An 11,657-nucleotide genomic window follows, 5' to 3' on the forward strand; every position below is an offset into this window, starting at 1 on the left:
TACAAGTGAGGGCTGTGCGGCATCCGGTCGACCCGTGCCTGGGGAGGGCGCAGCGGGCCGCCGAGGCTGCTCATCGCGACCGATCGTTCTCAGGGGGGAATCATGCGGATACGTTTACGTGCCTGGATTCTGGCGGGCGTGGGCCTGCTCGCCGCGACCGCCGGTCCGGCGTACGGGGCTGACACGCCGTCGGCCGAGTGGGCGGCGGGGACCGTGCAGTACAGCGCGCAGGATCTCGGCACTCTGGGCGGTACTCGCAGCAAGGCGACCGCCATCGACGGGAACACAGTGGTCGGCAGCTCGCTCACGAGCGGTGACGCCGCCGAACACGCCTTCGCGTACGACCTGCGCAGGCACACCATGACCGACCTGGGCACGCTGGGGGGCTCCAGCCGGGCGATCGGCGTGGAGGGCAGCCACATCGTCGGGGAGTCGACCCTCTCCACCGACGGCCCGACCCATGGATTCACCTACAGCCTCCGGACCGGCCGGCTCGTCGACATCGGCACTCTCGGCGGCAGCGGCACCGACATCACCGGCCTCAGCGGTGACACCGTGGTGGGGACGTCGTCGCTGCCCGGCGACCTCGTCACCCACGCGTTCGCCTACAGCCTGCGCACCCGCACCATGACCGATCTCGGCAGCCTCGCCGGCCCCTCGGGCAACAGCACGGCGGCGGCCGTCAGCGGGGCGAACGTCGTCGGCAGTTCGTCCCTGCCGGACACGACTGCCACCAGGACGCACGGGTTCGCGTACAACCTGCGTACCCGGACGATGACCGATCTCGGCACCCTCGGCGGAAGCTCCAGCACGGCCAACGACATCAGCGGCCCCCTCGTGGTCGGCCAGTCCCGGACGGCGGCGGGCGGCCTCACCGGATACGCCTACGACCTCCGCACCGGCAGCCGTACGGACCTGGGGTCCCGCTTCCTGACCGCGCAACTGATCAGCGGGAACACCGTGGTCGGCGGCGACGGCCTGCTCTCCAGCACGTTCGACCTCAGGACCCACGCGAGTGCCACGATCGGTTCCGGGCGTGGTGTCACCGAGGTCGACCAGATTGCCGGGAACGTCATGGTCGGCAACAACTTCGCGCCCAACTCCTTCGCCTTCGTCGCCCGCGCCGACAACGGCGACTTCACTTACCTCCCCTCCCTCGGCGGCCTCAACTCCTCGGCGTCGCAGGTCAACTGCCACGGCGTGGTCGCGGGAAGCGCGGCACTTCCGCCCACCGGCCCGGCCACAGCCAACGGCCCTTTCCATGCCGCCGTCTGGGTGCCGCACGCGGCGGCGTAGAGGAGCGGAGCCGCCGCGTGAGCTTGTGCTGTCCGTGGTGAGGCGGCACGGCCTCGGAGACTGGTCAGAAAACCCGTTGGCGGACCACGGCCGCCACTGCTACCTTCCCGGAGGCCGTGCGAGAGAACGAGGAGGTGGTACCCGTGAACGCAGTAACGACATGGGTGCTCCCCTCCGGGGTCACGGTCGGGCGATAGGTCGTCCGGGAGCGCCGTTCACGCGCACTCCCGAAAGGCACGACCATGCACTTCACTTCCGAACAGCGCCTCGACGACGGCGTACTCGAACGCGAATTCACTCTCGGGGACATCCCCGGGACGTTGTGGACACCTGAATCTTCCGAACCGGCCCCGCTAGTCCTGATGGCCCACAACAACGGCCTGCCCAAGGCGGACCCCCGGCTGGTGGCCCGGGCCCGGTACACGGCGGGGCGCGGCTACGCGGTGGCCAGCATCGACGCGGCCGGGTGCGGCGACCGGCCCCGTTCCGCCGCCGAGGAGCAGGCCCGTGCCGAGCTCCGGCGGGCCGTGCAGGCGGGGGAGCAGGTCGACGAGATCTTCGAGTCCTTCATCGGCCCCCTGCTCGAAAAGGCCGTCCCGGACTGGCAGACCGCCCTGGACGCACTCCTCGAACTGCCCGAGACACGCGGTCCGGTCGGGTACTCCGGAGGATGGACCGCTCTCGGCATCCGGCTGGCGGTGGTGGAGCCGCGCATCGCCGCCGCCGGTTTCTTCGCCGGGGGGTACGTGCCCCGCGCCCAGCGCGAGGAGGCCCGGCAGGTCACCATTCCGCTGCTGTTCCTGCTGCAGTGGGACGACGAGGGGAACCCCCGGCAGCGGGCCCTGGACCTGTTCGACGCCTTCGGCAGCAAAGAGAAGACGCTGCACGCCAATCTGGGCGGGCACACCGGCACCCCGTGGTTCGAGCTGGAGGACGGATGCCGGTTCCTGGACCGCCATCTGAAGTAATTCCGAGGCACCCGGCGGTACCGGCCATCGGCCGTGCCGCCGGGTGCCTCGCTCACGCGGCGCCGCACCGATGAGAGCCCTCGCCACGATGAGATGGATGTCTACGATCAGTCGAAGCGCGATGGCGCCGCGCTCGTCACCGCCGACGAAACCGACCGGAGGACACACAGAACATGACCAGGCCACGCGACCGTTGGACGGAACTGACAGGCGGAGACGCCGGGGAGGGATACGCCGAGCGTTTCGCGCGGCTCGCCGCGTCGGGCCAGGACATCCACGGCGAGGCCAACTTCTGCGCCGCCCTGCTGACAGCCCCCGCCCGGGTGCTCGACGCCGGCTGCGGCACCGGCCGGATCGCGATCCGCCTTGCCGAACTGGGCCACCACTGCACCGGCGTCGACATCGACCCCTCCATGCTCGCCGTCGCCCGCCGCGACGCCCCCGCGCAGGAATGGCTCCACGGCGACCTGACCCACCTGGACACGCTCGGCCTGGAACCTGGCTTCGACCTGGTGCTCGCCGCCGGAAACGTCATCCCCCTGCTCGCCCCCGGCACCGAGCCGACGGTCGTCCGGCAACTGGCTGCCATGCTGCGCCCCGGCGGACTGCTGGTCACAGGCATGGGTCTGGACGCCGCACACCTGCCCCTGCCTGAACCGACGGTGACCCTGCCGGACTTCGACCACTGGTGCACCCAGGCAGGACTGACCCTGCGACACCGCTACGCGACCTGGTCCGGCGATCCTTACCAGCAGGGCGGCGGCTACGCGGTCAGCGTGCACGCTCGCCCGGCCACCTGAGCCTGCTCGGACCGCCACTTGTGTAACGGGAGGGAGTAAGGGTGCGCTCAGGGCCTGCGAGGCCCGCCCCGTCACCAGCGTGTCGGCAGACCGGCGAGGTAGGAGGTGAGCCGGTCGGCGATGAGTTGGTCGTCGTGGGCCGAGTAGTGCCAGTCGCAGCCGAGGTAGTCCAGCCCCGAGTCGTCGAGGAACCAGTAGCGGACCCTGCTGTCGCCGGCGTCGTTGCGCGCCTCGACCACCTGCTGGACATGGCCGGCGTACTGGCCGGCGCCCACCGCCACGATGGTCGTACGTGCCCCGTAGCGTGTGCGCAGCTTCTGGACGAAGTCGCCGTAGGCGCTGCGGTAGGCGGCCGCGAGGGTCTCCGGCGTCCAGGGCTCACCGGGGTTGACGGCAGTGGAGAAGTCGTTGGTGCCGAGGTTGACCACCACGACCTGGGGGCGCCAGGTGCCCGGGTTCTGCCAGACGTCGCCCGGTGTGTTCAGCAGGGCACGGTCGTAGAAGGTCCGGTAAGTGACGTCCGGGGAGCCGCCGTTGTAGTTGCGGACCATGCCGAGGCCCGAGTAGCCGTTGATCTGGTAGTCGGCGTTCAGTCGCCGGGCGGTGAGGGCGCCGTAGCTCACATCGGAGTTGGTGCTCCGCCTGAGCTGGTCCCCGGTGCAGGTGCGTGAGGTCGACAGGTTGCCGTAGCCCACCGTGAGGGAGTCGCCGACGAACTCGATCTGGCGCTTGCGGGCGGCAGGCTTGCTCAGTACGGCACCGCCGGGCGCGGCGACGAACCCTCCGAAGGCGCTGGTGTCCCACGGGGTGTCGTTGCGCTTGACGAGCCGGACAGTGTGCGTGCGCTTCGACAGACCGTTGATCCAGTGCGTCGTGTTGCCGGGAGTGACGAGCGTGGCGACGGTGGTTCCGTCGATCTGGACGTCGTAGTCGGCGGCCGAGTCGTTGAGGACGATGCCCACCCCGGTGCCGCTGACACGACCCTCGAAATACACGCCGGGCCAGCTGTACTGCACGGTCTTTCCGGCGTCCTCGACCCGCCCCGCGGTGTGCACCTGTGCCAGCACGCCCCGCGCCGGGACCGGTCGCCCCTGCTCCGGTAACTTGCCGCTGCCCCGGCTGGCCGGCATGTACGACGCGCCGGTATCCGCCGTGGCCGCCCGCGCCGTACCGGCGGCTCCCAACCCGCTCAGGAGCGGCGCCAGCAGGGCGGTCATCGCGACGAGCACCCCCGCGCGCCTTCGCCGACCACACACCCCGAATGTCATATTCATGTCATTGGCCCGCATGCGTGTCCCCTTCGCTCGGTGGTCGGCCTTTACGAGATGGTCCAGCACCGGCCGGTGTTTGGCCATGGCCCCGCGCGTGCGCTCACCGGCCGAGCGCCCGCGTACAACCACTTGCCGTCGTCAGGTCACTCGGTTTCGGGCCTGGCGTGTACGGGCACAGCGGCGGGCCGCTCGCAGTGACTGGCGACCGTGACGGCCTGGCCCCGCTCGGACGCGAGGAGCAGCGACTCCATGATCTCCAGTACGTGGTAGGCGAGTTGGCCGTTGGCGCGATGCGGGGTGTTCGTGGCGAGGCCACGGGCGAGATCCGCGATTCCGTAGCCGCGCTCGGCCCCGGCGTAGCCACCCCGCACGGGAACGTCCTCCCAGTGCCCGGCCTGGGCCCGGAAGACACGCACCGCCCCGTCGAAGCCGTTGGGATCAGGAACGGACAGCGAGCCCTCGGTGCCGTACACCTCGATACGCGGCAGGGTGCCCGCCCAGACGTCGAACGACATCACCAGGGTGGACAGCACTCCGCTCTCATGCTCCAGAACACCGGTGACATGGGTGGCCACCTCCACCGGGAACTCGGTGCCGGCTCGAGGACCGCTGCCGATGGTACGTACGTCGCGCGAGGTGGACGCCATACCGACCACTCTGCGCACGGGACCGACGAGCGTCACCAGGGCGGTGAGGTAGTACGGGCCCATGTCGAACAGCGGGCCGCCGCCCGGCCGGTAGTAGAACTCCGGGGCCGGGTGCCAGAGTTCATGGCCGGGCGCGACCATGAACGCGGTGGCGGCGACGGGCGTACCGATCTCGTCGGCGTCCAGGACCGCGCGGGCCGACTGCACGCCGGTGCCGAGGACCGTGTCCGGCGCGCAGCCCACCCGTACGCCCGCGGCGTCGGCCGCCGCCAGGACGCCCCGGGCCTCCTCGGTGGTCGCGGCCAGCGGCTTCTCGCCGTACACATGCCTGCCCGCGGCGATCGCGGCCTGGGCGACCTCGGCGTGTGCGGCGGGGACGGTCAGGTTGAGGACGAGGTCGACGTCCTCGGCCGTGTACAGCTTCTCCGGGACGGTGGCGCGGGCGCCGGGGACCGTGGCCGCGACGGCGGCGGCGCGGGCCCCGTCCAGGTCGGCGACCGCGGTGACGGACACGTTCGGCAGCGTGGCGAAGGTCCGTAGATACGCCCCGCTGATCTGTCCGGCGCCGACGACCCCGATGCGCAACGGTGACCGGTCCTTCAGCGCGTCGCCCATGCCATGCCCTTCCTGATCATCGCGTCGACCTGGGGAACCTCCAGGTCGGCGAGGCTGTGTCCGATCGTGGTGACGAACACCCGGCCCGCGCCCCAGAGCCGGGTCCAGGTGACCGGCACCGACGTGCCGGCGAGCTCGGGATGCTCGGCGTCGGGGCCGTATTCGGTGACGGCGAGGACGTCGATCGCCGGGTCGACGTGGAGGTAGTACTGCTCGGTGGTGACGGTGAACGGTTCGATTCCGGACATCACCGGGTGGTCGGCCTTCTCCGGCACCGGGCGCACCTGATAGGTGGTGAACTCCCTCGGGTGGTAGACGAATTGACCGCCCGTCATCAACTGGTAGCGGGTCTCGGTGCGGAACGCGTCGATGATGCCGCCGTGCCAGCCGGCCAGACCGGTGCCCGCGTGGACGGCCCGGCACAGGCCCTCCGCCTGCGGGCCGGTGATCTCTCCCATGGTCCAGCACTGCACCACCAGGTCGGTGGCGGCGAGCAGATCCTCGTCGAGGTAGCTGTCGAGAGTGTCGGAGACGGTCACCGCGTAACCGTCCGCCTTGAGTGCGGTGACGTAGCGGTCGGTGGCGGCCACGGGGACGTGACCGTCCCAGCCACCGCGCACGACCAGTGCGTGCTTGGCTGACGTCATCGGATCTCCTTCTGGGATCTCGGGCTGTCGAAGCGCTTCACTAGAACAAGGAAATTAACGATAGCTGTCCGATGAAACAAGGGGGTGAGTGCGGTGAAGCTCGGGGATTCAGCAGCTTATTGGCGGTTTCGAACAAGCCGAGCCGGCGAAGCGGCCTTGTCGATGCGCTTCACCTACGGTGTGGGAGCGCGGTGGCCAGGTCCCGGAACAAGAACAGTCGAGGCCAAATAGGCCCCACTTCTCGCCATGTTCCGTACTCTTGCCCGCCCAGGGGCCGCAACCACCCCTGGGCACAGGTACGTCAGAACAAGAGGGGAAATGGTGGAGGCGACAACTACACGGGTGCGAGAGGGTGCCATACCTCCGGTCGTCGCGGCGCGATGGGCGTTGTGGACGTTTGTCATCGCCAACCTGGTGATCGTCGAGGTCCTGTTCCTCACCGCCGGGACCGGCAAGAACGGGGTGCTCACGGTCGCCAAGTTCTTCGGCCTGCACGCCGCCGTGCTGATGCTGTTCCAACTGCTGCTGGTGGCCCGGCTGCCGTGGCTCGACCGTCGTATCGGCATGGACCGGCTGACGGTGTGGCACCGCTGGGTCGGCTTCACCCTGCTGTGGACCCTCCTCACCCACGCCGTGCTGGTGGTGCTCGGCTACGCCCACCTCTCCGACACGTCGATGACGAAGACGTTCTTCTCGCTCGCCGGAGTACCGGCCTCCCTGCTCGGCATGCTGGCCGCGGCGCTCGTCGTCGTGGTCGCCTCGGTCTCCACCAGAGGGGTGAGGCGGCGGCTGCGGTACGAGACGTGGCACGGCGTACACCTGCTGCTGTACGTGGCGCTGGGGCTGGCGTTCGTCCACCAGTTGCAGGAGACCACGACCTTCACCTCCTCCGCGCTCGCGAAGATCTACTGGTGGGCGCTGTGGCTGTTCGCCTTCGGTGCCCTGCTCGCGGGGCGGATCGTGGTGCCGCTGTGGCGCAACGCCTATCACCGGTTCGAGGTCGTCGAGGTGGTGGCGGAGTCCGACGACGTCGTGTCGGTCCACGTCACCGGCCGTCACCTCGACCGACTGCCCGCCAGGGCGGGCCAGTTCTGCATCTGGCGGTTCCCCGGGCACAACCACTGGTGGCTGGCCAATCCCTTCTCGTTGTCGGCGGCACCGGACGGCCGCACACTGCGTCTGACGGCGAAGGCGGCGGGCAGCGCCAGCGCCGGACTGCGCCATATCCCCGTAGGGACCCGCGCATTCGTCGAAGGACCGTACGGGGCGTTCACCTCACTGCACCGCACGCGGCCCGGCGCACTGCTGATCGCCGGGGGAGTGGGCATCACACCGGTTCGCGCCCTGCTCGAGGAGGAACCGGCCGGTGACGTCGTCGTCCTCTACCGGGTGCGCAGCGAGGAGGACGCCGTACTGGTCGACGAGGTACGAACCCTGGTCACGGCCCTCGGCGGGCAGCTGCACCTGCTCACCGGCCGCAGGGGAGAGGGCAACTCGCCGTTCGCGCCGGAGAGTCTCCGCGCGCTGGTTCCCGACATAGCCGAGCGCGACGTGTACGTCTGCGGCCCGCCCACGATGACCTCGGCCGTACTCGGCGCCCTGCGCGGGCTGAAGGTTCCCCAGGTCCAGGTGCACGCCGAGCGTTTCGGCCTGGCCTGACGGCATCCGAGGCTCCGACGGACACGCCCGTCGGAGCCTCGGCGGTCGTCGTCGGCCGACCGCCGGGCCAGGGGGCACTCACCCCCTCAGCCGCCCCTTGTCGGCAGTCACCTCTGCCACGAGACGGGCGAGTTCGACCCGCGAACGGATCTCCAACTTCCGGAAGACGTGCCGCAAGTGGTAATCCACCGTGTGGCGCGAGACTGACAGCAGTGCGGCCGCCTCACGGTTGGTCAGACCGTGGGCGACATGCTCGGCCACCAGCCGCTGTGACTCCGTCAGCTCGGCCCAGTTCGCGCGTCGGCCCTCGGCCCGGGGAGCGGAACGCGGAAGCCGGGCGGAAGCAGGGTCCGTGAAGCGCACGACCGCTCCGACCAAAGCCGTCCCCATCGAGATGCCCTCCGAGAGTTGCGGCCGGGCTCCGGACGCCAGTGCGACCGCCCGGGGCGCAGGCGCTCCCTGCGCACTGGACGCGACCTCCTGGCGCGCCCACTCCCACAACAACGGACGGTCGTCGGCGCGTATCAGCGCGGCCGCCGGGCTGTTCGTCAACAGGGTGACGTCACTGACCACAGCGACGGGGTCGGCGGTGCTCCGGCATGCTTTCAGGAACCGTTCGTGCAGCAGACGAGGGTCGTGGATGACCGTCGATAACATCGTGTCTCCATCACCTTCCGGGGGCGTAAGGGCGGCCGTGCCTCGCCCACGCTACGCAGGGCGTGGTGACGGACAGGTGACCGAAAGGTGATGACCGGCGCTGCCTGTCGCTCCGCGTGTGACGAAAAGGTGCTGCTCCGCGGGACGGCGGACGGTACTGTCCGAGGGCCCTCTGCCCTCTGCCCTCTCCCTACCCTCTGCCCCCTGCCCCTCTCGTCCTTCGTCGTGTTCGGCGCCCTTCGTCAGGACCTCTCAACCTTGGATCTCGTGCGTGCGACGGTGCTCGGTCCGCTCAAGGCCTGGCGGGGCGGGACAGAGCTCGACCTCGGTCCGCCCATGCGGCGCGCGCTGCTGGCCGTCCTGCTGACCCAGCCCGACCGGCCCGTACTGATGTCCGAGATCGTCGACGTGCTCTGGGGCGACACGGCTCCGCAGAGCGCGCCGAACCTCGTGCACCGTCACGTCGGGGCGCTGCGCAAGGTACTTGGTACGCAGCCGGGCCGCCCTCAACTCCCGCTCCTCGTACGGGCGTCGGGCGGTTACCGGTTGCAGCTCGGCACCGACCAGCTCGACCTCCTTCGGTTCCGAGCCCTGCGTATCGATGCCGAGGAACACCGACGCGCCGGCGACAACGCCAGGTGCGTGAGCGCTCTGATGGACGCACTCGAACTGTGGCGCGGACCGCTCGTCAGCGGATTGCCGAAGTCCGTGCGCACCCACCCCATGTTCACGCGCGTCGACCGCGAGTACCCGGACGCCATGAAGGACGGAGTCGACGCCGCCCTCGACGCCGGCGGCGTCCACCCGGAGCGCGTCCTGCTGCCGCTCCACAGGGCGGCAGCCGCCCATCCCCTGGACGAAGCGCTGCACGCCCGACTCGTCACCGTCCTGCACCGCACCGGCGACACACGGCAGGCACGTCAGCGCTACGACGACATCAGGAGACGGCTGAGCGATGAACTCGGGCTCGACCCCGGCCCCGAGTTGGCGGAAGCGGCCGAGGAAATCCACCGCCCCCGGTCGGAAAGCCGCAGCACAGGGGACGAGATCCTCGAGAAACCGTCCGCCCTGTCCCATACCGCGCCGCCCGCCCAACTCCCCCCGGATCTGGGCGTCTTCACCGGTCGGCAGGCGGAGATGGCCTTGGCGTACGGCCTGCTGCCCGCCGACGGCAGGTCCGCCCAGTCGGTCGTCATCAGCGCCATCGGCGGTATGGCCGGTGTCGGCAAGACCGCCCTGTCCATCCACTGGGCCCACAAGGTCGCCCACCGCTACCCCGACGGACAGCTCTACGCCGACCTGCGCGGCTTCGACCCGGGCGGGGCGACGGTCGGCCCCGAACAGATCCTGAGATCGTTCCTGGACGCCCTGGGAGTTCCCCCGGAACACGTGCCGGTGGACGTCGACGCCCAGGCTTCCCTCTACCGCGGCCTCCTGACCGGCAAGCGGATCCTGGTCGTCCTGGACAACGCCAGGGACACCGACCAGGTGCGCCCGCTGCTGCCGGACGCGGCCGGCTGCCTCGCCATCGTCACCAGCCGTACGTTCCTCTCCCCACTGGTGGACGAGGGCGCGCACCCGGTCGCCCTCGACGTGCTCGACGACACCGACGCGCATACGTTCCTGTCGCGCCGCCTGGGTCACGAGCGGTTGGCCGCGCAACCCCAGGCGGTCCAGGACATCATCGACTCCTGCGCCGGTCTGCCGCTCGCACTGGCCATCGTCAGCGCCCGCACAGCGATGAACCCGCAGGTCGATCTCGCGGCTCTCGCCGCGGAACTGCGAGAGGAGGACAACCGGCTGGCGACCCTGTCGGCGGGGGACCCGACCACCGACATCGAGACCATCCTGTCCTGGTCCTACCAGGTACTCACACCCCTCGCCGCCCGCGTCTTCCGCACCCTGTCGCTCCACCCGGGCGCGGAGACAACCCTCGCGACCGCCTCGAGCCTCCTCGGCCTGCCCCAGGCGCGGGTAGCGCGGGCGCTGGCCGAGCTGATCGGCGCCCACCTGCTCACCGAACGCTTCCCCGGCCGGTTCGTGTGCCATGACCTCCTGCGGTCGTACGCGAGTGAGCTGCTCCGCGTCCACGACTCCCCGGCGGATCAGGCCGAGGCCGTACACCGGTTGCTCGATCACCTGCTGCACGGCGCGCACCGTGCGAGCGCCAAGCTCGCTCCGCACCGGGAACGGCTGACCCTCCCCGCGCCGGTCGACGGGTCGGCGCCTGCCGAGTTCACCGACCGTCAAGACGCGGCGCGCTGGATGGAGACGCACACACCCCTCATCCTGGCCGCTGTTTCGCACGGCCCCACACGACTCCACGCCCCGACCCGCTGCTGGCAGCTGGCCAGCACGGTGGAACTCCATCTCGACCGGCACGGCCGCTGGCAGGAACAGCTCACCCTGCAGACCGCGGCCCTCGATGCCGCGCAACGGTCGGACGACCTTCGCGGCCGTGCCCACGCACACCGCGCCCTGGGGTTCGGCCACGGCCGTCTCGGTGACACCGCACGGGCGAAGGAGCATCTGACCACGGCCCTGGAGCTGTTCGCGGCGGCCTCCGACCGGGGCGGCGAAGCCCGAACCCATCGCTACCTGGCCTTCTTCGAGAACAAGGAGGGCCGGCACGACGCCGCGCTGGCCCACTACTCCGTCGCCCACGCCCTGTACACGGACACGGGGCAGCACAGCGGCCGGGCCCAGGTGCACAACGAGGTGGGGTGGACCCACATCCTGCGCGGCGACCACACCCAGGCGCTCGTGGAGTGCCGGCAGGCACTCGACCTCCACCACCACCTGGACGACACCAACGGCGAAGCCGCTGCCTGGGACAGCCTCGGCTACGCCCACCACCATCTCGGCGCGTACGAGAAAGCCGTCGACTGCTACCGGCACGCGTTGACGCTCTATCGACTGCTCCACGACAGATATCTGGAGGCCGACACCCTCGTCCACATCGGCGACAGCCAGGAGTCGGCGGGTGCCGGCATCGAGGCCCGCACGTCCTGGAGCCAGGCCCTGCTGATCCTGGACGAGCTCGCCCATCCCGACGCGGAAACGGTTCGCCGACGTCTGTCCCCGTGACAAGCAGGAG

Annotated in this window: 9 protein-coding genes; 5 read left to right on the forward strand and 4 right to left on the reverse strand. The window is 70.2% G+C overall.

Features of this window, described 5'->3' with window-relative positions; translation table 11 throughout:
* Positions 1 to 102 precede the first annotated feature (102 nt).
* The 3 genes from ABZ855_RS37190 to ABZ855_RS37200 all read left to right on the forward strand — a co-directional run bounded on the left by ABZ855_RS37190 (position 103) and on the right by ABZ855_RS37200 (position 3,064).
* Positions 103 to 1,296, forward strand: a complete 1,194-nt coding sequence (locus ABZ855_RS37190) for a hypothetical protein (protein ID WP_360814551.1) — start codon at positions 103 to 105, stop codon at positions 1,294 to 1,296.
* Positions 1,297 to 1,538: 242 nt separating this feature from the next.
* Positions 1,539 to 2,264, forward strand: coding sequence for an alpha/beta hydrolase (locus ABZ855_RS37195; protein WP_360814553.1), 726 nt, complete (start codon positions 1,539 to 1,541; stop codon positions 2,262 to 2,264).
* Between the two features lie 173 nt (positions 2,265 to 2,437).
* Complete coding sequence (locus tag ABZ855_RS37200) at positions 2,438 to 3,064, forward strand: class I SAM-dependent methyltransferase (protein ID WP_360814555.1); 627 nt, start codon at positions 2,438 to 2,440, stop codon at positions 3,062 to 3,064.
* A 71-nt stretch (positions 3,065 to 3,135) separates the two neighbouring features.
* Here the strand turns inward: ABZ855_RS37200 and ABZ855_RS37205 are convergent, their stop codons facing one another.
* The 3 genes from ABZ855_RS37205 to ABZ855_RS37215 all read right to left on the reverse strand — a co-directional run bounded on the left by ABZ855_RS37205 (position 3,136) and on the right by ABZ855_RS37215 (position 6,244).
* Positions 3,136 to 4,281, reverse strand: coding sequence for an SGNH/GDSL hydrolase family protein (locus ABZ855_RS37205; RefSeq protein WP_360814557.1), 1,146 nt, complete (start codon positions 4,279 to 4,281; stop codon positions 3,136 to 3,138).
* A 197-nt stretch (positions 4,282 to 4,478) separates the two neighbouring features.
* Positions 4,479 to 5,597, reverse strand: a complete 1,119-nt coding sequence (locus ABZ855_RS37210) for a Gfo/Idh/MocA family oxidoreductase (RefSeq protein WP_360814559.1) — start codon at positions 5,595 to 5,597, stop codon at positions 4,479 to 4,481.
* Positions 5,582 to 6,244: a ThuA domain-containing protein gene (locus tag ABZ855_RS37215; RefSeq protein ID WP_360814561.1), complete on the reverse strand. Its 663-nt coding sequence runs from the start codon at positions 6,242 to 6,244 to the stop codon at positions 5,582 to 5,584. The genes ABZ855_RS37210 and ABZ855_RS37215 overlap by 16 nt, the downstream gene beginning before the upstream one ends.
* Positions 6,245 to 6,586: 342 nt before the next feature.
* Between ABZ855_RS37215 and ABZ855_RS37220 the strand changes: the two genes are divergently transcribed.
* Entirely contained in the window at positions 6,587 to 7,903 is a 1,317-nt protein-coding gene (locus ABZ855_RS37220; RefSeq protein WP_360814563.1) for a ferric reductase-like transmembrane domain-containing protein, read from the forward strand.
* Between the two features lie 78 nt (positions 7,904 to 7,981).
* On the opposite strand, the gene ABZ855_RS37225 is transcribed toward ABZ855_RS37220, so the two are convergent.
* Positions 7,982 to 8,560 (reverse strand): LuxR C-terminal-related transcriptional regulator, encoded by a 579-nt coding sequence (locus tag ABZ855_RS37225; RefSeq protein WP_360814565.1) that lies wholly within the window; start codon positions 8,558 to 8,560, stop codon positions 7,982 to 7,984.
* A 267-nt stretch (positions 8,561 to 8,827) separates the two neighbouring features.
* On the opposite strand from ABZ855_RS37225, the gene ABZ855_RS37230 reads away from it, so the two are divergent.
* Positions 8,828 to 11,647 carry a BTAD domain-containing putative transcriptional regulator gene (locus tag ABZ855_RS37230; protein WP_360814653.1) on the forward strand — a complete coding sequence of 940 codons (2,820 nt, stop codon included), beginning with the start codon at positions 8,828 to 8,830 and terminating at the stop codon, positions 11,645 to 11,647.
* Positions 11,648 to 11,657 lie beyond the last annotated feature (10 nt).

The organism is Streptomyces sp. NPDC047042 (assembly GCF_040644035.1).
GTDB lineage: Bacteria > Actinomycetota > Actinomycetes > Streptomycetales > Streptomycetaceae > Streptomyces.

Coding starts and splice junctions, on each gene's coding strand:
- ABZ855_RS37205 (WP_360814557.1), bottom strand. CDS start 4,281: ATGACCGCCCTGCTGGCGCCGCTCCTGAGCGGGTTGGGAGCCGCCGGT.
- ABZ855_RS37225 (WP_360814565.1), bottom strand. CDS start 8,560: ATGTTATCGACGGTCATCCACGACCCTCGTCTGCTGCACGAACGGTTC.
- ABZ855_RS37200 (WP_360814555.1), top strand. CDS start 2,438: ATGACCAGGCCACGCGACCGTTGGACGGAACTGACAGGCGGAGACGCC.
- ABZ855_RS37215 (WP_360814561.1), bottom strand. CDS start 6,244: ATGACGTCAGCCAAGCACGCACTGGTCGTGCGCGGTGGCTGGGACGGT.
- ABZ855_RS37190 (WP_360814551.1), top strand. CDS start 103: ATGCGGATACGTTTACGTGCCTGGATTCTGGCGGGCGTGGGCCTGCTC.
- ABZ855_RS37195 (WP_360814553.1), top strand. CDS start 1,539: ATGCACTTCACTTCCGAACAGCGCCTCGACGACGGCGTACTCGAACGC.
- ABZ855_RS37210 (WP_360814559.1), bottom strand. CDS start 5,597: ATGGGCGACGCGCTGAAGGACCGGTCACCGTTGCGCATCGGGGTCGTC.